The following is a 20,275-nucleotide window of genomic DNA, read 5'->3' as shown; positions in this document are numbered from 1 at the left end:
GCCAGAGGTCTGGTGTCCATACAGGACACATGGGTTTTAACACGCTAACCCTACCGCTATTTGTGACGCCAACCTACGTTGATTGCAGGTGACTTTCAGCTATGCAGCCTTAGGGCGCACCAGATACCGGCAATCATGCCGGCCAAGTGTCCTTCCCAACTGATCGGGCCAGCTTGGGGCATGGCGCCCAAGACGATGCCGCCATAGAGGAACAGAACAAGCACAGCGATGAAAGCGGAACGCCAACGCCGCATCCAAAAGGCGGAAGCGATCAAATAGGCGAAGATGCCGTAGATGACCGAACTGGCTCCGATATGCACGATCGGCTGCCCGCCCGATTCATTGCGTCCGATCAGCCAAGTGCCCACGCCGCTCACGAGCCAGATGATGGTAAGGGTGGTGCCGGGATGATATTTCCGATCCCAGAAGAGCAGGGTGAGCAGGACTAGGAGAGGGACTGAGTTTGCCAACAGATGGGCGAGATTCGCATGGAGCAGGGGGCTGAAGGGAATGCCGATCAAACCCCATGTAGTGCGCGGAATGATGCCGAAACCGGCTAATCCCGAACCCTTGACCCGAAGAAGAATATCTATCCCGAACGTGACGAAAAGTACGGCAACAAAGAAAATGCTGAACTGGAAGGCGGAACGAAAATCTTTCCAGGTGGATTTGGCCACAACAACGGCTTCCGTGGCTTGCGCCTGCTATTCCTTGGGTTTCTCACCCAGTTCTTTTTCCAAGGGACCGAAATTGCCTTCTTCGCAGCAGTGGACGAAGCCTTCGGTCACAGACTTGAGCTGTTCCCAGCGTTTGCGGATGCGTTTGGCTTCGTCTTTGGTGATATGATGGTCACCGGCCGCAGTAGCAACCACTGAAAGCAGATCGGCAAATTCTTGCACTACCTGATTCGTGGCGGGGATGAGGTAGTAGGGGTGAGCCCAATGTTCCTTGGGATTGCGGATGAAAAAGCCGCCGGAGCGTTCGCAGACCCATTGTACCAAGCGGGGATCATCGGTGGACTTGATAAGCGCCTCGATACGGTCGAGGGGATTGGTGGCGCCGCTGCCGCCTTCAGTGGGTGCTTCCGCCCACTTGTAGATCATGGACAAGGACAAGCCCATGTCATCGGCGATCTTCTTGGGATTGCCCTGGTGAAATACCTCGCGCAGCAGTTCATGGGACTTCATGGGCGACACTCTGGAAAGGTGCCGGGTGAAATTCAAGGAGGAATGCGGAAGAAATAGGACATGATGGGAGGAATCGATGTTCAAAACGAAGCGGAAGGACAGTTTGTTGCCGGTTCGTGACGCTGGAAGATTGACAGAAAGCGTCTGAAAAAGAACGATGTGGGCATGACCCAGTCACCAGACAATTCACCGCTATTTTCGTCCCGTCGCAAGTTCTTGCAGACCACCGGTACCGTGATCGGTGCATCGGCGCTTTCGGGAGTCACCCTTCCTCATGTTTTTGCCCAAGGCAGCGATCAGGTGCGTATCGCGCTGGTCGGTTGCGGTGGCCGTGGCACGGGTGCCGCCGCCAATGCCTTGGAGACCAGCGGACCACCGAAGCTGGTGGCCATGGCCGACGTCTTCGAGAGCAAGCTGAGCAACAGCTACACGCAGCTTCAGAAGAAGTATAAGGATCAGCTCGAAGTTCCGCCGGAGCGCAAGTATATCGGTTTTGACGGTTATAAGCAGGCGATGGATCAGTTGAAGAAGGGTGATGTGGTCATCCTCGCGACGCCGCCCGCCTTCCGTTGGGTGCATTTCAAGTATGCCATCGAGAAGGGCCTGAATGTATTCATGGAGAAACCCATCTGCGTGGATGCGCCGACGGGTCGTCGAATGATCGCCCTGGCTGAAGAAGCCAAGAAGAAGAATCTCAAGGTGGCAGTAGGTCTGATGGTGCGGCATTGCAAAGGCCGTCAGGCGTTGTTCGACAAGATCAACAAGGAGAACGCCATCGGTGATGTCATCGCCATGCGCGCGTATCGCATGCATCCGCCGGTCGGTTCCGCCTTCACGGATCCCTCCATGCGCAAGGAAGGCCAGAGCGAATTGATGTTCCAGATCTCACGCTTCCACAGCTTCCTGTGGGCGAGCGGTGGTCTGTTCAGTGACTTCTACATCCACCAGATCGACGAATGCTGCTGGATGAAGAACTCCTGGCCAGTGAAGTGCCACGCCATCGGCGGACGTCACTATCGCGGTGATAACATCGACCAGAATTTCGATTCCTATCAGGTGGAATACACATTCAACGATGGCACGAAGTTCTTCTTCTACGGTCGCACGATGATGGGTGTGAAAGATGAGTTCTCGAGCATCGTCCATGGTGCGAAGGGTATGGCAACGGTCTCGCTGGGTGGTCATTCATTGGGCCGTGCGGGACGCATCTTCAAGAACCATATCATGAGCAGTGAATCTCAAGTGTGGTCCTATGGTGAGGCTCCGAATCCATACCAGCAGGAGTGGGATGATTTCATGGCGGCCATCCGTCACGATGAGCCATACAACGAAGTGGTGCGCAGTGCCGAGGCGAGCATGATCACGGCGATGGGCCGTTTCGCAGCGCATACGGGCCAGGAAGTGACGTGGGAGGACTTCAAGGAGAACAAACATGAGTTCGCCCCGAACGTGGACAAGCTCACGCTTGATGGTCCAGCACCGCTGTTGGCGGATGCGAACGGCAAGTATCCGATCCCCGAGCCGGGCATCAAACGCGATCGCGAGTATTAAATTCTTTGGCGATCAGCTGATTTCAGAGGCGGCACCCCAAGGGGTGCCGCTTTCTTTTTCGCAGCAGGAATTTGCTTTGGTGGTAAGTTCAGGCGCGGCAAACTGAAGCTCGAGCATGTCACATGTGTTGTTAACGGAAAAGCTGTTCGCCGACATGGCGGGCTGGGAAGTGATGAAGCGCGCCCGCTCGTATCTCGAAGCGGCGCAGGTGCTGTCATCCAACTGGTCGCCACCCGTGCTCAAAGGCGTAGTGAATGCGGGCGGGACGAGCTATCGCGCGGGGTTGGTCATCAAAGGGGCGACGGATGTGGAGAATCTCTGCACGTGCAAGGATTCGCGCGAATGGGGGACGATTTGCGCGCACTCAGTGTCAGTGGGATTGCATCATCTGCGGCGGGAACAGATCACGAAGGGAGAATTGAAGCCGGATGATGGCTTGGCGACGAAACCGCCTTCTGTTGGAGGGATGAGCAAGCCGATCGTGCCAGTGACACCGGTGAAGAAGCCGAGCAATGGGTTAAAGTTTGCGGCTGAGGGACAGCCGGGTGAGGAACTGAAACTGCATGTGGTGATTCCACCGAACTTTGCTGCTGCGGCGGCGAAGGGGAAGGCGATGATTTTCTTGGAAGGCGAATCGGGTGGGCGACGTCAGCCGTTGAACACGTTTCCGAAGATTATTCTCTATCGCTGCGATGCGCAGGACAAGGCGTTGTATCTGGAGGCGGAGGCATTGGCCGAAGGCGAAGTGCCCGCGATGCTGGTGCTGACGACGGCGCAGGTGGCGGGGTTGTTGCCGAAGCTGGTGGGACATCCGCGCATCAGCGTGGGCAAACAGCAGGCGGTGGAAGTTTCCAAGCAGACGTGGCGCGCGACGGTGAAGGCGACGCTGGATCCGAAGGGCGAGATCGTGCTGAGTGCGGGGGCGATGCCGGCGGATGCGGCGTTGCTATCCAGTGGCACGCAGAGCTGGGTGTTTCAGAAGAATCGTTTTCAACCGGTGGTGTTGCCGCCAGCATTGCTCGCGGCGACGCAGGGGAGTGTGAGGCTGAAGCGGTCTGAGGTGCCGATATTTCTCACGCGGGATTGGCCTCAGTTGCAGGCGGCGTGTGAGGTGCAGTCGAACTTCAAGCTGGAGGATTTCAGTTGTGAAGCGGCACCGCCGAAATTCTTGCTGCATATGCAAGGCGGGCTGGCGCAATTACGCGCGCAGTTGCAATGCGCGTATGGCGTGCGGATTCATACGGTGGGCAAGACGGCGTCGGATGATGGGTTGTGGCAGCCGGATCCGGATTCGCCAACGCGTTATGTGACGCGGGATACGATGGCGGAGAAGGCGGCGCTGGACCGATTGTTGAAATACGGATTCAGTCGTCCGGATGAGTTGGGCATGTGTCATCTGGTGGGGGAAGATCGCGTGCTGAACTTCATGGCGCGGGAGTATCCGCGTATCGAGAAGGAGTGGAAGGTGACGTTGGAGGAGCGGCTCCAGCGCAGCACTGAGAAGAATCTGGAGCGCATCGAACCGGAGTTCCGCGTGATGAATTCGGGTGAGCGGTGGTTCGATCTGGAGGTGAATTTTGCAGGAGAGAGTGAGCGGTTTTCGGCGATGGATATCCAGCGGCTCTTGCTCTCGGGGCGCAATCATACGCGGTTGAAGAATGGGAAGATCGCGCTGATCGATACGGAGGCGATCCAAGAATTTCAGCAGGTGTTGCAGGATGTTTCACCAGAGCAACAGGGCGGGAAATATCGCATCAGCAATGCGCAGGCGGGGTTCTTGCAATCGTCACTGGAAGAGGCGGGGCTAACGAAGGTGCAGGCACCACCGACGTGGCAGGCGAAGGCGTTTGCGCGGCAAGGGGTGGCGGAGATGCCGCTGCCATCGGTGGGCGAGCTGGAGAAAGTTTTACGTCCATATCAGAAGCAGGGCGTGGCGTGGTTGTGGTTTTTACGACAGAACGATTTCGGTGGCGTGCTGGCGGATGAGATGGGTTTGGGTAAGACGTTGCAGACGCTGGCGTTGCTGATAGCGGCGAAGCAGGAAGCGAAGTTGAAGCCTGTGTTGATCGTGTGCCCGACGAGTCTCGTTTTCAACTGGGTGCAGGAGGCGAAGAAGTTTGCGCCGCAGTTAAAGGTGCTCGCGCTGGATGGGCCGCAGCGGCAGGTGAGGTTTCCGTTGATCGCGGAGTCGGATTTGATCGTGACGAGTTATGCGCTGATACGGCGGGATGCGGAGCAGTATCGGCAGCATGAGTTCGATACGGTGATCTTGGATGAGGCGCAGCATATCAAGAATCGGGAGAGCCAGAATGCGCAGGCGGTGAAGACCATTCGCACGGATCATCGCGTGGTGCTGACGGGCACGCCGATGGAGAACTCGGTGCTGGATCTGTGGTCTATCTTCGATTTTCTCATGCCGGGTTATCTGGGGGCGGCGAAGGATTTTCGGGAGCGGTATGAATTGCCGATCGTGCGTGACAAGGACAAGGACGCGCAATCACGGCTCACGCGGCGGTTGAAGCCGTTCATCTTGCGCCGCCTGAAGCGTGATGTGGCGAAGGAGTTGCCGGAGAAGCTGGAGCAGGTGGCTTATTGCGAGCTGACGGAGGAACAGCAGGCGGCTTACACGCAGATACTCGAAGCGAGTCGCAAGGAAGTGATGGATGCGGTAGGCGCGCAGGGATTGGCGAAGAGCCGGTTGGTGATCTTCAGTGCGTTGCTGCGATTGCGACAGATTTGCTGTGACGTCCGGCTTTTGAAGCTGTCTGAAGTGGAGATGAAAGCGCCTTCCGGCAAGCTGGAGCTGTTTGGTGAGTTGCTGGAAGAGGTGATTGATGGCGGCCATCGCGCGTTGGTGTTCAGCCAGTTCGTGGAGATGCTAGGTTTATTGCGTGAGAAGTTGGACAAGGATGGGGTGAAGTATTGTTATCTGGATGGCAGCACGAAGAATCGCGGTGAGGTGGTGGAGCAGTTCCAGAAGTCGGGTGATATTCCGCTGTTCCTCATCAGCTTGAAGGCGGGTGGCACCGGCTTGAACCTGACGGCGGCGGATACGGTGATTCATTTCGATCCGTGGTGGAATCCGGCGGTGGAAGATCAGGCGACGGGGCGGGCGCATCGTATCGGACAGAATCGCGTGGTGACGAGTTATAAGCTCATCGCGCGCGGGACGTTGGAGGAGAAGATACTGACGTTGCAACAGCGTAAACGGGAGATAGCAGAGGCGACGTTGGATGATGGCGAGGCGTTTAGCAATTCGCTGACGTGGGATGAGATACAGGGCCTGTTCGCGGGGTGATGAAGTGATGAATTTGTGAAGTCTGTCGTTGAGAAATGGCTGCGGCGTCAGATGGCGGGTGAGATACTCGGGAATCTCACGGTGGGGAGTTTGCTGATGCTGTTGGCGATTCCATTGGTGCTGCTGCATACGGCTCTGCTTTGGATGGTGGTGAGGGTGCTGAGAGGTGGGAATCCGTTATCGGAAGTTTTTGGGCGCGGACGGCTGGCGATGGACAGTTCAGTGACGGTGGCGGTGATCTTGTTCGTGATCTGGTTTGTGGTGTATCTCATCTGGGACCGAAAGCGGGAGGAAAGGAGCAAGGGGAGCAGTAAAAAGGAGGAGGATCCGACGGCGCTGGATATCTCGCTGGTGATCGTGCAGATACTTTTTGCGGCACCTTCGGTAGTGATGGCGGTATTTTCCTTCTACGGAAATATCCCGACTTGGGTGAAGATGAATGTGGTGGATTGCAGCGCGGTGATCGCGAAATTGCTGGGCAGTCCGCATCGGGTGGCGCTGGAGGTGTTACAGCGTGAGTTGCCGGAGGTGGATTGGGAGAATGCGTTGAAGCAGCTGAAACTTATCCCTGGAGTGGTGTTTTTATCATCGGCACCGGCGGGCTTGAGCCTAACGGGGGAGTTGCGAAAGACGTTTGTGAAACAACGGTGGGAAAGTGACTGGAGACCGCCGCCGCGGGAAGAGCGTTTCGAGTTCGTTTGCATGCGGTGTGGGCAGAAGTTGCGGTTGAGGCGCTTTCAGGTGAATCACACGATACGTTGTCCGAAATGCGAGGCGCGTTATCGGGGTCGGATGGATTTGCAAGGACGGTTGCGGATCGAGCCGGAACCGGAGCGGAAACGTGAGCGTCCGAAACGGGAGGAGACGGGCAATCTGGCGGGATATTATAAAACGCTGGAACTGCCCAGAAATGCGGACCTGCAGATGTTACGGCGGGCGTATCGGAAGATGATGAAGCAGTATCATCCGGATCTCTACGCGACGGCGGAACCGGCGAAGCGGGCGTTAGTGGAGGAGAAAGCGAAGCAGATCAATGAGGCGTATCATGCGCTCATGGATCATTTGGAGGGGAATGGTATTTAGCCACGGATGGAACACGGATCACACAGATGGGAGAGAAAGGACGAATGTTCGACTGATATCATGATGAACCGATTGCCTCGCGCATAGGATAGGATCAGGAGGATTTATCCGGGATGGCCTTAAGATATAAATTCCACATGTGGAAAAGCAGCGATAAGGCAAATGCGTAAAGGCATGAATTGAGCAGCCAACCCAATACAGTATCCGGTAGTCCTAAAATCACGACGCCAGCACCCCATATGGTTTCAAAAATCCTGGTTGCATCTGATTTGGTGAAACCCTCTTGGCTAAGAAACAAGAAGCAGCCGCAAACCGCGCCGATCAAGAAGTGTGAAATGGCGAGAATTGAAAAAATCCGGATGTGATTTTTCATGAGTGTTCAATCCTTCCATGGCTCAATCCCGCAGATGGGTCGCTACGATGCTGCCATTCTGCATCATAGGATTAGGCCTTATACCAAATCCTTATAAATTGATGCCAACTGCTGTAATCGCCGGAGAACAGTGAAGGGTCTTCACTTCCTTCTTCTCCTTTGTTCCAAAGGTTCGGCAGGACGACGGTCTCGATATTGATGATGTTCGGGTTTTCTGCCTCGATCCATTCATTGGCTCGTTGCAGGCAATCTTGAAGGGGCTCATAGGTCGTCGAGGAGAAGAAGCCCTTCGTTTCATAGGTTGGTGTGAAATCTTGGAATGCGATTTTCATGTGGGGCTGGGGTTCGCTCTTTTCTTGGGTTATCACTACATGATTTTTTGTGGATTGAATAGAGGGATTGTGAGGTGGTCATTGTCGATAGCCGAGGGTGACCGCGAACGACGCGGAATACGCAAAAGGGGAATTCACCACGGAGACACGGAGGACGCGGAGAGAGGGAAATAGCCACAAACCCTGACCAAAACGCCGGGGCAGGAAAGCACAGAAGGCCCCAAAAGAGTGGGGGAGAACTTACGATTTTGGATTCCCGATTTTACCCGGGAAACGGTTTTAAAAATGCGAGTTACGTAGAGGGGGATTTTTGGATGTTGTTGTCAGCGAAAAGGTTGGGTTTTCATCACGAATTTTAGCGAAAAATGGTGGTTTTCTTGAGCGGTTTATGGGAAAAATATAAGTGCTGGCAGCTCGCTGCTGGTAAAGGACGGGAAGCGGTGGTTGGGCTCTTTCGGAGCGATAGGCAGCCACTAAAATCCCAGAGTCATCAAGCATGATGGTGTGTTGTGTACGCATAGCATTGTTGTGTCCTGCGTTGGTGGGGAGGTGGCAGTCCTTATGGGATCATCAGGGACGAGATGAGAAGGGGGAAAGCTCTCTTGCATCGAGTCTGCTGTTTCAGACTTGGTAGTGCAGTTGCGAAAAGAGTTTGGGCTCGTCGGGAGCCTCGCCCTACCGGGTTTGGAGTAGGATCTGTGGGTGTATCGGGCGTTTGGATTGGGGCTCGTAAGCCGGAGGGCGAAAGGGACGTTGGTGAGCGTAGGATTTTTATGTCTCACCGGGGAATCCTCAGTAACCACTGCGGAACCGGCCGGGCTTTGGACAGCGCGGGTCGAAGTTCGACCTCCAATTGACTTCTTTGATTAGGAGGATTGGGTTGCGATGCCTCACAGGGGTCGGATGGTTTCATTGCTCTTTGACATAGTTCCTTAAGGGGAATGTAGAATGAGGAATGGTGAACGAAGAAAGGGGAGGTTTAGTGCCTCCTCTCCCCAGCCCTCTCCTCCATTTATCAATGGAAGAGAGGGAGATGGGAATGCCGTGTTTCGGCGAGCATTCTCTGTTCTTCGACTGCGTTTCTTTGTGGAGTGGCTGGCGAGGGTTGCGATCTATTTGGTGTGGACTGGTGGCTAGAGTGCCGCAGGACAGGATGCCATCGTGATGAGGGAGCATCGAACGGACGAGATGGGAAGGCTGCTTCGGGGAACGCGAATTGAGAATTACGAAGGGTGAATGAAGAAAGGGGAATTGGGGAATAGGACTAATAGGTCTTATGGGGCCGATGGGACTAATGGGCGGAGGAATCGAGGACGAAGGACGACGACGAGGACGAGCACGACGGGGGAAGTTAGCTCTGCGGAGGTTTTACCAAGAGGTCGCGGTTGCCGAAGATGGAGCTGAGGACGACTTCTTTGGTTTTCCAGAGCAAGGTCATCGTCATGGCCAACGGCAGGAGCGCGAGCAGTAACAGCCAGGCGCGGCGGGTGGCGTAGAGGATGTTCAGGATGTTGATGACAACGTCCGGAAGATTCTCGATGGCGGAGAGAGCCTGAAAGATGGCACCGACGCAGATGAGGACGGCGATCAAAATCAGGTTCATCTGGGTGAAGACCTTGGTTTCGGCACGGAGCATCTCATCGGGGAGCATCGCGGTGAGGCGTTGCAGCATGAAGTTCAGGGAAATGAGGAACATCACGCTGCAGACTCCCATGACCACGATGGCCTGGAAGAAAAAGCCGATGGCAGGAAACTGATTCCACCAATAGATGAAAGGGGACAGGCCGAGGTTGATGAGGGCGAAGAGCTTGGTGCGGTCCAAGGCATCCATCCACACGCGCTCCTGTCTCTGGAAATGACCGAGTTCATGCAGACCATAATAAAGCAGGCCGGTCATGATGACGGGTGGGAGCATGCCCATGGGGCGCAGCCATTCGGTGACGGCGCTCTGAACACACGTGATCAAGGTGAGCGGCAGGGCCCAGAACAGCGCGGACAGACCTCGCAGCAGCCTTCGTAAGGAAGGCATCAGCTCGGGGTCTATGCCGGCAGGGGCAGACATGCTGCGCCTAGAATGAGAGATAGGTGTATTCGCGCAAGCCGCGTTCGTAATCGTCCAAGAGGCGCATGCCTTCGGACGGTTTCAAACGGTCGCTCTTGATGGCTTCATCCACCTGAGCTTTCACCTGACGGCAGAGATCGCGTTCGTCGTATTGCACGGCGGCGAGGCATTGCACGATGGTGTTGCCTTCGATGACTTCCTCGACGTAGTAGCCGCAGGGTTCATCGGGATCGAGGAACACGTGGACTTCGTTCACACGACCGAAGAGGTTGTGAAGATCACCCATGATGTCCTGATAAGCGCCCATGAGGAAGAAGCCGATGCGGTAAGGCTCGTTGCCGTTGCCATTCTGCTTGAGGGAATGGAGGGGCAGGGTATCGCGGACGTCGCGGAGATCGATGAACTTGTTGATCTGACCATCGGAATCGCAGGTGATGTCCACCAAAGTGCCTTCGCGGTCCGGCTTCTCATTCAACCGAGCGATGGGCATGATGGGGAACAACTGACCGAGAGCCCAGTGATCCAACAAAGATTGGAACACGGAGAAGTTACAGAGGTATTGATCCCCCAAGCTGTCTTCGAGCTTGCGGATCTCCTCGGGGATGTAGGCTTGGCCGCGGAAGGATTCCACAACGGCTTGGCTGATGTCCCAGTAGAGGTTCTCGATCTTCGCCTTGTCGGGCAATTCCATGACGCCGAGCGTGAACATCTGGTGCGCGTCTTCTTTGCGTTCGAGCGCGTCGTGATAAGCCTCGAGCTTGTTCAGCTTGGGGAGGTTCTGGCGGATGTCCAAAAGCTCTTTGACGAGCGAATGTTCGTTCTCGCCATACTTGAGATGAGTGGCGGTCTGTTGTTTGGCGATGGAGCCGAAGACTTCCACGACGAGCACACTGTGATGCGCGACGATGGCGCGACCGCTCTCGCTGACGATGTTCGGATGCGGCACCTTCTCGGCATCGCAGATGTTGCCGATGTAATAGACGATGTCGTTCGTGTATTCCTGGAGGGTGTAGTTCGTGGAGCTATCGAAGGCGGAACGGCTGCCATCGTAATCCACGCCCAAACCGCCGCCGACATCCACGAACTCGATGGGGAAGCCCATCTTGTGGAGCTTGGCGTAGAAGCGGCTGGCTTCCTGCACGGCCTTCTTCACGGTCAAAATATCAGGCACCTGCGAACCGATGTGGAAGTGCAGAAGCTTGAAGCATTGCGTGAGGTTCTCGGCCTTGAGGAGTTCGGCGGCTTCGAGCATCTCGGAAGTGCTGAGGCCGAACTTGGCGTTCTCGCCACCGCTCTCGGCCCATTTGCCAGCACCCTTGCTGAGCAGACGGGCGCGGATGCCGACCATGGGTTCCACACCGACTTGCTTGGAGACAGTGATGATTTGCTTCAGCTCTTCGAGCTTTTCCACGACCATGATGACCTTGCGGCCGAGCTTGATGCCCATGAGGGCCATCTTCACGAAGCCGGGATCTTTGTAGCCGTTGCAAATGATGAGACCGCCCATCTGGTTCTGGAGGGCGAGACCGGCATAGAGCTCGGGCTTGCTGCCGACTTCGAGACCGAAGTTGTATTGCTTGCCGGCGTCGAGGATCTCTTCCACCACTTCGCGGAGTTGGTTCACCTTGATGGGGAACACACCGCGGTACTGGCCCTGGTAATTGAACTCTGCGATGGAGTTGCGGAAAGCTTGGTTGATGGACTGGACGCGATGACGCAGGATGTCCTGGAAGCGGATGAGCAGGGGGAACTTGAGTCCGCGCGCCTTGGCTTCCTCGATGACGTCGGTGATATCGACGCTGGCACCGGCTTCCTGAAGAGGCGTGACCGCGACGTTGCCTTGTTCGTTGATGTCGAAATATTTCGCGCCCCAACGATCAACGTTGTAAAGAGTGCGCGCCGCCTGGATGTTCCATTGGCCGGCTCCGTCCTGCTGGTTGCTCATTTTTTGCGATGCAAAAGTCGAGCGCACTATAAGGAGTGCGGGGAGGAATTCAATAGGGGTTAAGTAAATATTTGAAGGAGATTCTGGGCGTGGTTTTGGGAGGTATCAGGGGGTGGAAAATATAAAGACCGTGAAAAAGGTTCATTATGGGAAATGACAGAAGGGAGGGTGAGGGGTGAAATGAAAGTTGGGTTAGTGTCGGATGGCCGCTAAAGCAAAGGATGCACTCTGGCGGCCATTCCCTGCTGTTCCCATAAAATACATTTTCCAAACGGGCAGAAGAAGCGGGTTGAGCGTGTGCAAAAAGGATATGACTTGTTCAGATGAGATCAAAAAAATGGCAAGGAGAAGATTCTAGGCTGGACACGCCAGCAGTCATTTTGAAAAATATTTCCTAACAACCAAGGAGTCGTCACAGGACATTCCATCTAACAGGAGATCAAGATAAGATGAATACCAAACTCTGTCTCAAAGCCGGACTGATGGTGTTGTGTTTGGCATTTTTAGCCTTAACCAATGCCAAAGCGGTGGGTACACCAGATGAATGGCTTGGGCGTAGTGCGGCCACGGTCGTTCCAGGAAGAGCAGTCCATTCTGCGGTGTGGACCGGGCAGGAGATGATCATCTGGGGTGGTGAGGGTCCTGGAGTTTCCTACAACTCGGGTGCGCGTTTTCTGGTGAAGAGCAATAGCTGGACGGCCACCTCCACGGTGAATGCGCCAGCGAACCGTTCGCAGCATAATGCGGTATGGACGGGGACGGAGATGATCGTTTGGGGCGGTTACAATGGGAGCTATCTGCAATCAGGCGGACGTTACAATCCCTCCACCGATTCTTGGCAGGCGACATCGACGACCGGTGCACCAGCGGCGCGTTCAGCAGCCGCAGTGATCTGGACCGGTAGCGAAATGATCATCTGGAGCGGGCATGGGGCTGGTAACGTATTGCTGGCGAGTGGAGCTTTGTATAATCCGACCAATAACACTTGGAGACCGATGAGTACCACTGGGGCTCCTTCCGCACGTGGTGGCGTGAATGCGGTCTGGACGGGGACAGAAATGCTCATTTGGGGCGGTCATAACAACTCGATCGTTCACAACGACGGCGCGTTATACAATCCGGCAACGGATACGTGGCGTCCGGTATCTTCGGTCAACGCTCCTTCCGCGCGGACTTGGATTTTGACGCCGGTCTGGACGGGGACGGAATTGATCGTGTGGGGTGGTGGTAATCTGGCTTTATCGCAGACGTTTAACGATGGTGCGCGCTACAATCCGACGACGGATACGTGGACGACGATGTCTTCCACAGGAGCGCCGAGCGGTCGCAACCGCGCGGCGATGGCGTGGACAGGCAAGGAAATGGTTTTGTTCGGTGGGGCGACCGGCGCAGGGACGGGGACATACTCGAATACCGGGGCTTCCTATAACCCGGTGACGGACACTTGGGCCCCGATGACGACGACTGGTGCACCAGGAGCCCGGGTGCATCATTCAGCGGTGTGGACGGGAGCAAGTGTGCTGGTGTATGGCGGTTACAATGGTTCCGGTCATAACCAAGACTGCACGAGCTATTCGCCTTCATTCAATTATCAAGTGATCATGAGCCAATGGCTGGCAGAGAATTTTGGCGGCTATTTCCGTCATCAACCGGCAGCAGCAGAGTATGCTGACCCGGATGGAGATGGGTTCAACAATCTGGTGGAGTTCGACGGTGGAAGTGATCCGAATAGCACCAGCTCTGTGCCGATGATGGGTGAATGGTTGCAGCGTGCAAATAATACGGAAGTGCCGGGTCGCTCTATCTATGTTTCCGCATGGACGGGCAAGGAATTGTTGATCTGGGGTGGCGAGGGTTTTGGAGTTTCTTACGATAGCGGTGCGCGTTATTCACCAGCGAGCAACACTTGGACGCCGATGAGTGAGGTGGACAAACCGGAAAACCGTTCGCAGCATGCAGGTGTGTGGACAGGGACGGAGTTCATCGTCTGGGGTGGATACAACGGCGCGCAGTTGAATTCTGGCGGCCGTTATGATCCGAAGACGGATACATGGCACGTGATGTCCACGGTAGGTGCGCCTTCGGCACGGAGTTATCCAGCGATCGCGTGGACGGGAGAGGAAGTCATCGTATGGGGTGGTGTCTCGAACGGTACCTATCTCAATGACGGAGCTATCTACAATCCGGAGTCGGATAGCTGGCGTGCGCTCGCTTCTGTCGGTGCGCCAATTGCGCGTTGCCTGCCGGCTCACGCTTGGAGCGGCGCTGAGCTAGTGGTATGGGGCGGTTCTGGCTCAGCGGGAGCATTGGGTGATGGTGCAGCTTACAATGTTGAGACGGATACGTGGCGGGCTGTCTCCAGTGTGAATGCGCCGTCAGCGCGCACTTGGTTATTCCAAACAACGTGGACGGGCACGGAGATGATCGTATGGGGCGGTGCGAACCAAGGTTTAACGGCGTCTTATAACGACGGTGCGCGTTACAACCCGACGACAGATACATGGACGACTATGTCCACGGTGAATGCACCCTCGGCCCGCAACCGGCATGCGTTGACGTGGGCGGGTGACCGGATGTTCGTATTCGGCGGTGCTTTCAACAATTCGGGATTCTTGAACACGGGCGGCATCTACAATCCGGTGACGGATAAGTGGTCTTTGCTGACGACGACGAATGCGCCGTCCGCCCGCGTCCATCATCATGCGGTGTGGACCGGAGCCAGTGTGCTGGTCTACGGCGGTTACACAGGAGTTGAGCATAGTTCCCAGATCTATAGCTATTCGCCGAAAGACATCACGGGTGTCAGCTCGGAATGGCTCGCGGAATATTTTGGCGAACATTACCGGCACAATCCGAATGCATTGCTGAAGGCTGACCCGGATGATGACGGCAGCACGAACCAGAAGGAATTTGAAGATGAGACGAATCCGCTGGATCCATTCTCCGGGTTTGCGCTGGGAATCCGCATGACGCCGACAGTCGTCTGGCGCAGTGTTCCAGGCGTGAGCTATCGCGTCCTGAGGAAGACGAATATCAACGATCCGGCTTGGGAAGAAGTGGGGATAGTCACTCCGACAGGCAAGCAAGGCGTGTATGCCGATATCCTTTCGGAGACTGACACCGGCTTCTACAAGGTTGAGCCGATTGAACTGTAAACCTTCGTTTAGAGGGTGAAATAGCTTTGCCTGAGATGCAAGGCATGGCATGGAGAACACCATGCAAAGTGTGGAACTGCGAAAGCTGACGGGGTATTGTGACGAGTTGCTGGATACGGCAAACGTGGAAGATTACCCCGGGGCGGTGAACGGCTTGCAGGTGGAAAACACCGGCAAGGTTACGAAGATCGCCGCTGCCGTGGATGGCAGCATTGCGACCGTCCGCAAGGCGATCGCAGCGAAAGCTGATCTGCTCATCGTGCATCACGGATTATTCTGGTCGCCATCGCATCCGTGGACGGGGAAGCGCTATGAGCTCATGCGCCTGTTACTGGAGGGAAACGTAGCGGTTTACAGTTCGCACCTGCCGTTGGACCTGCATGCGAAGCTGGGGAACAACGCACAACTTTGCGCGGCGCTTGGTTTGAAGAAAATGATGCCGTTTTTCTTTGAGAAGAAGCGATACTTGGGGCTGAAGTCAGCGACGAAGATCAGCCGGGAGGAATTGGATACGCGGGTGCAAAAGGCGGTCGGTGGCAAGACGACTGTGCTCGCGTGCGGACCGGAGATCTGCCGGAACATCGGCGTGGTGACGGGCGGAGCCGGAGCCGAGGTGAAGAAGGCGGCGGCTGAAGGTGTGGATACGTTCATCACGGGAGAAGGGCCACACTGGACTTTTCCGCTGGCGGAAGAATTGGGAGTGAATGTGATTTACGGCGGGCACTACGCCACTGAAACATTTGGAGTGAAAGCGCTCTCAGCGCATCTCTCGAAGAAATGCGGAGTGCCGTGGAGTTTCATCGATCACCCATCGGGGCTGTGAATCACTTGATCTTGGTGGCGATGAGGAAGGCATTGAACATGCCCCAGCGCCAAGGACCGAGATTCAACCCGAACTCGACTGGCGCGGCCACATAACGATCCGTGCAGGAAACACTCTCCACGCGACAACCGGCGCGTTCCAGAAAGAAGCTCATCTCCAGCGGATTCGTGGCGATGATGGCATCATCGTCCGGTTGAAAAGCTTCCCGTTTGATGGGTTCCATGCGGTCAAAGCGCACTTGCTCGGGAGTCTCGCGGATCTGACGGCGCTTTTCCTGTAAGCGTTGGAAGTTGCTCCACTTCTGCCCGATGCCGCGCATTCGGGGATGGTAATCTTTGAAACCGAGCACGCGAAAGAAGTTCGGACTGGAGAGCACGATCTTGCCGCCGCGTTTCACTATGCGCACAAGCTCAGGGATGAACAGTTCGGGCTCTTCCACATGCTCCAAGACATTCAATGCACCAGCAGAATCGAAGAAGCCATCAGGGAAGGGCAGCTTGCGCCCGTCATAGAGCTGGCAGCGAGGACTGAATTTCACCGCGCGTTGGATGTTCGGCTCCGAGACATCCACACCGTGAGCCTCATAACCGGCGGTTTGCAAGCGGTTCACCACCTGGCCGACTCCACAGCCTACATCCAGCACCCGCCCCCCGGCATTGGCAGGCCGCAAGGTATCAGCGTACTTGGCGTAGAAGCCGGCATCCCAACCGGAGAGAAACTCGGCGTAGGCTTCGTTCTGCCGGTAGGATTCCTGATGTGATGAAGAGGAGTCTGACATCTATTTGGCAGCAGGTTCCGGGGAGGCAGCCTGTCTTTTTTCGCGCAATGGCCACCACACGAGCAAGCCTAGGGCAACTGCCATCGAGGCGACAGTGATCTTGAGATACTTGGCGGTGGGCTCGAACTTAAAGATCACTTCCTTGTCACCCGGCTTCAACTGTACGGCGCGCATGAGGTAATTCGCCCGCAAGAGCGGACGTTCCGCGCCATCCACATACACGTGCCAGTTGGGACTGTGACGGTCGTTGAGGAGCAGCACGGAATCTTGTGCCACCTCAACCTTCATGCTCACGCTGCGCGATTGGATGTTCACGTCGCTGACGCGATTGGTCATACCTTCTTTCGCGGGTGAAGAGGCAGGTGCCGGAATGGTTTCTGAGATCAGCACTTTCATCTGAGGGTCAAAATCCGGCGCGGCGATCATCGGCAGGGCGGCTTCATTGGTCGTCACGGCACCCATGTTTGTGTAAAGGATGCTGTTGCTCATGCCGCTTTCCCATTGGGTATAGATGTGGGCTCGGGGCAGGGCGCCCGTGAACTCGAAGATGGCCAAAGGGCCTTTGTCCGAAGGGGCGGTGGTGACATCGTATTGGCCGATGTTTCCCGTAGCACCAGGCTTGGCGGTGAACTGGAATTTTTCCTTGATGCTGAAACGGTTGCGACCGCGGTCGAACTGCTGGTTCAGGATGGGCAGATAACCTTCGAGGCCGACCAGATACCGCGTGCTGGTCAGCTCCCAGACGCGGCTGAGCTTGTACAGGTCGCTGCCGGTGGTGTTATCTGTCGGTTTGAAATTCATGATGTAATTGAGTTCCAACACCGGCGGGCGGGGCATCTGGATGATGTCAAGCGACTGTATCTGGTAATACTGATATTGGTTCTGCAGCCATGCGCTGAACACTCCGCCGAAGTGATTGGCTTCTGGCGTGAGGAGGTAACTGCGGCTCAAGGGAGAAACTTCGGTGGCGTTCCGCCAATAAGGGGATTGCGACTTCAGGAAATCAATGACGTGATTGGAGGCGTAGCGATACCGGTAGTCATAGAAATTCACCCAGGGCATATTGGCGCGGACGAAGTCCACCGCCAGCAGCGCCACCAGTATCCCCAAGGCGAGCCGGGGCTTTAGCCAGCCGCTCATCCCGCCCCAGATCACCAGCAGGGAAGCAGCGAAAAACATCAATGCTATGAAGACTTCCTTGGCGCTGTAGGCAGCCAGTGTCTTGGCGGATTCCGGGGTGAAACGGGCTTTTTCCAGATAGCTGACCAATTCCGCAGAGGAAGAGGAATAGATCAACCCGGCCAGTCCGCAAACACCCAGGAGCACGATTCCACCATACAGGAGTTTCTTGGCGTGTTGATCAGACATTTTCTTAAATGCCACCCACGCAGCCCCCCAAGACAGGGTTTCTCCTTTGCTGGTGAAGAAGTAGGATTTCACCAGATTGTTCAGCCCGTAGCCGAACAGGATCAGTAGCGAGATGTGCAGAGGGTTGGTGAATTTGATGGGATTCCGGATGGTGGAGAAGAAAGGCAGTTTGTAGATGATCTGGTAAAACGGTGCAAAGCGCCCGTATGAGAGGAGCAGGGCGATGAAGCCGGCGATCGCACAAAACCAGATGACATATTTGTCATTATCGCCGGAAAGCTCTTTTCCATCGCGTCGCAGGCTTTGCCCCAAAGCCCATGCGGCCAGCAGCAATACCAGCAAGCCAGCATATTCGCCAGAACCGGAATAGCGGGTATAGGGAGCATCGTCTTGCGCTCCGACTGTACCCCAGTAATCAGCAGGCTTGGCTGTCTGACTTTCTGACATGCGATAACCGAACATGCCTGGCACAGCGAGCCTGAGGGTTTCGATCTTCGGGAAGCTCCAAAGTGTGGCGCCCTTCCAGCGTTCCTGTTTAGCCTGCTCCGTCTGCTCCATGCCGACGACACCTTGCACCTGGGTGCCGATAAGGTTCATGACGGTATGGGCAGAAAGCAGGAACGCGCAAACGGCCACCACCCCGACTTGTAGTATGCCTTTGCCGCTGCGCTTGAGCAATGGCTCGCTCGCCTTGCTGAAGGCCAGAGCCAGGCCAAAGGCCGCCACATAGAGACTGTAAATCGCCCCCGTATCGAAAGCACCCATGATGTTGAAGCCCACGGCAGCGCCTGCGAGCACCAGCTTGGACCAATGCGGCTTCTCGCGGTAGCTGAACAGGGCAGCGATCGCAAGCAGGACCATACCGCGGGCGATCGGCCAGGTGCCCAAGCCCCAGCAAGCATTGGAAAAGGAGTTGGTATTATAAGCCGCCGCTACTGCTCCCGCAAAACATACCACGGGATGAAACTTGAGCGCGCGGAACAAGACCCAGCCACAGAACCCCAGAAAAAAGAGGGAAAAAGCCGGGAACGTTTTGCAGAACAGCTCGGTTCCGGTGAGGAAGTAATAAGCATTGCCCAGTTCTGGCTGGCCGCTGGGCTGCTCAATGCCCACCCAGTTCAGGTTTTCCCAATACCCGGTAAGTCCAGCAATGGCCGAATCCTCCCGCGCCTTGATCATGCCATATGGGGCGTCATTGTTGAAATGCACCATTCCTTCCCCCAGACCGTCATGGAAAGAGATGAGCAGCAGGACGAGCAGGCCGGCCAAGGCTAGCGCGAGACATTGCCAAGTTTTAAGGCCGGTATCGGATTGCGGGCTTTTATTTGCTGCCATAATTGCTGCTATCGGGTGCCAGAGGATTAAGGAAACCATGCCGGGGGCCAATCATAAATTTTTGCCTATGGCCCCCTGGTTGAGCGCATGATTCGCGTCTGGTCCTGTCAGTCACTAGACACTGGGGCACCCGTTTTTTGTATGTGCTAATTTTTGGGGAAAGGTTTGACAGCCAATTGTCACCCGAATGTGACCGGAGGTGCCTTGCTGGAATTCCAAGGGGCAAGGCATGCTTTTGAGCATGCTGCCTTGCCAGACCAAGCCTTGCCTGCCGAACCGGAGAGATTTCATTGCTGGCTTGTTCACCGGTCTCGCAAGTTGTCGCTTGGGCTCCAAAACATGGGCGCAACCGGTGCTGGCTCTCATGTCATCGGCTACCGATGGAAAGCTGACGGTGAAGCCCTCTGATTTCCCCGTGCTCGGAGCAGTAGGCGGTTTCATCGGGCTTGCCTACGATACAAACTATCCTGTGCTGATCAGCCGGATGACGGAAGGTTATCGCGTCATGCGTGCCCAATGTCCTCATGCCGGCGGCACGGTCGTTCCCAATGGCACGAACTTTCGTTGCACAAATCACGGCTCGCTCTTCAATCACGAAGGAATTGCTTACATGGGGCCGGCGATAGGCGGATCTCTGCCGCAGTATGAGTCACTTCATCAAGCGTCGGATGGTTTGCTGGAGATCAGTTTGCCCGATATGGCATACAGGGTGACAGTAGTGACCGCCTCAGGCGCAGATCGTCTTGAACTCACTTTTACATCCACTCCAGGGATAAAGTATGAGATCCGTTTTCGTGCACAGTTGACCGGGGCGGAAAACGTGGTGCCATTCTCCATAAATCCCTCTGGGACGATCGTGACCACTGAAGTGACCGCCAGCGGCACCAGCCAGATTGTGTATGTGAGCCGCAACGGCCAGAGCGGATTCTTTTTAGTGAATGTGAAGGTGACACAGTTGTAAGCGACTGCGCTTTAGACTTGGTTC

Annotated in this window: 15 protein-coding genes; 6 read left to right on the top strand and 9 right to left on the bottom strand. The window is 55.7% G+C overall.

Going from position 1 to position 20,275, the window contains the following annotated elements; all coding sequences use genetic code 11:
* Positions 1 to 95: 95 nt before the first annotated feature.
* Both VGH19_14980 and VGH19_14975 read right to left on the bottom strand, forming a co-directional pair.
* Positions 96 to 677 (bottom strand): rhomboid family intramembrane serine protease, encoded by a 582-nt coding sequence (locus tag VGH19_14980; GenBank protein HEY1172671.1) that lies wholly within the window; start codon positions 675 to 677, stop codon positions 96 to 98.
* A gap of 27 nt (positions 678 to 704) precedes the next feature.
* On the bottom strand, positions 705 to 1,187 hold the full coding sequence (locus VGH19_14975; GenBank protein ID HEY1172670.1) for a phage regulatory CII family protein: 483 nt from the start codon (positions 1,185 to 1,187) through the stop codon (positions 705 to 707).
* Between the two features lie 165 nt (positions 1,188 to 1,352).
* On the opposite strand from VGH19_14975, the gene VGH19_14970 reads away from it, so the two are divergent.
* The 3 genes from VGH19_14970 (at position 1,353) to VGH19_14960 (ending at position 7,119) form a co-directional block, all read left to right on the top strand.
* Positions 1,353 to 2,738, top strand: coding sequence for a Gfo/Idh/MocA family oxidoreductase (locus VGH19_14970; GenBank protein ID HEY1172669.1), 1,386 nt, complete (start codon positions 1,353 to 1,355; stop codon positions 2,736 to 2,738).
* A gap of 115 nt (positions 2,739 to 2,853) precedes the next feature.
* Positions 2,854 to 6,036 (top strand): SNF2-related protein, encoded by a 3,183-nt coding sequence (locus VGH19_14965; protein HEY1172668.1) that lies wholly within the window; start codon positions 2,854 to 2,856, stop codon positions 6,034 to 6,036.
* Between the two features lie 15 nt (positions 6,037 to 6,051).
* Positions 6,052 to 7,119, top strand: a complete 1,068-nt coding sequence (locus tag VGH19_14960; protein ID HEY1172667.1) for a DnaJ domain-containing protein — start codon at positions 6,052 to 6,054, stop codon at positions 7,117 to 7,119.
* Between the two features lie 94 nt (positions 7,120 to 7,213).
* On the opposite strand, the gene VGH19_14955 is transcribed toward VGH19_14960, so the two are convergent.
* From VGH19_14955 to speA, 5 genes are all read right to left on the bottom strand, one after another.
* Positions 7,214 to 7,492 (bottom strand): hypothetical protein, encoded by a 279-nt coding sequence (locus VGH19_14955; GenBank protein ID HEY1172666.1) that lies wholly within the window; start codon positions 7,490 to 7,492, stop codon positions 7,214 to 7,216.
* Positions 7,493 to 7,563: 71 nt separating this feature from the next.
* Entirely contained in the window at positions 7,564 to 7,824 is a 261-nt protein-coding gene (locus VGH19_14950; GenBank protein HEY1172665.1) for a hypothetical protein, read from the bottom strand.
* Positions 7,825 to 8,103: 279 nt separating this feature from the next.
* Positions 8,104 to 8,343, bottom strand: coding sequence for a hypothetical protein (locus VGH19_14945; protein ID HEY1172664.1), 240 nt, complete (start codon positions 8,341 to 8,343; stop codon positions 8,104 to 8,106).
* An 832-nt stretch (positions 8,344 to 9,175) separates the two neighbouring features.
* Positions 9,176 to 9,886, bottom strand: coding sequence for a hypothetical protein (locus VGH19_14940; GenBank protein ID HEY1172663.1), 711 nt, complete (start codon positions 9,884 to 9,886; stop codon positions 9,176 to 9,178).
* Between the two features lie 7 nt (positions 9,887 to 9,893).
* Entirely contained in the window at positions 9,894 to 11,831 is a 1,938-nt protein-coding gene (gene speA / locus VGH19_14935; GenBank protein HEY1172662.1) for a biosynthetic arginine decarboxylase, read from the bottom strand.
* A gap of 449 nt (positions 11,832 to 12,280) precedes the next feature.
* On the opposite strand from speA, the gene VGH19_14930 reads away from it, so the two are divergent.
* Positions 12,281 to 14,986, top strand: coding sequence for a kelch repeat-containing protein (locus VGH19_14930; GenBank protein ID HEY1172661.1), 2,706 nt, complete (start codon positions 12,281 to 12,283; stop codon positions 14,984 to 14,986).
* Positions 14,987 to 15,047: 61 nt separating this feature from the next.
* Entirely contained in the window at positions 15,048 to 15,809 is a 762-nt protein-coding gene (locus tag VGH19_14925; GenBank protein HEY1172660.1) for a Nif3-like dinuclear metal center hexameric protein, read from the top strand.
* A gap of 1 nt (position 15,810) precedes the next feature.
* Here the strand turns inward: VGH19_14925 and VGH19_14920 are convergent, their stop codons facing one another.
* Positions 15,811 to 16,587 carry a class I SAM-dependent methyltransferase gene (locus VGH19_14920; GenBank protein HEY1172659.1) on the bottom strand — a complete coding sequence of 259 codons (777 nt, stop codon included), beginning with the start codon at positions 16,585 to 16,587 and terminating at the stop codon, positions 15,811 to 15,813.
* Entirely contained in the window at positions 16,588 to 19,290 is a 2,703-nt protein-coding gene (locus VGH19_14915; protein HEY1172658.1) for a YfhO family protein, read from the bottom strand.
* Between the two features lie 241 nt (positions 19,291 to 19,531).
* Between VGH19_14915 and VGH19_14910 the strand changes: the two genes are divergently transcribed.
* Positions 19,532 to 20,251: a Rieske 2Fe-2S domain-containing protein gene (locus VGH19_14910; protein ID HEY1172657.1), complete on the top strand. Its 720-nt coding sequence runs from the start codon at positions 19,532 to 19,534 to the stop codon at positions 20,249 to 20,251.
* Positions 20,252 to 20,275 lie beyond the last annotated feature (24 nt).

Source organism: Verrucomicrobiia bacterium (assembly GCA_036405135.1).
Taxonomy (GTDB): domain Bacteria; phylum Verrucomicrobiota; class Verrucomicrobiia; order Limisphaerales; family JAEYXS01; genus JAEYXS01.
Note: the sequence above shows the minus strand (reverse complement) of the source record. Positions and strands in the feature narration are given on the sequence as shown.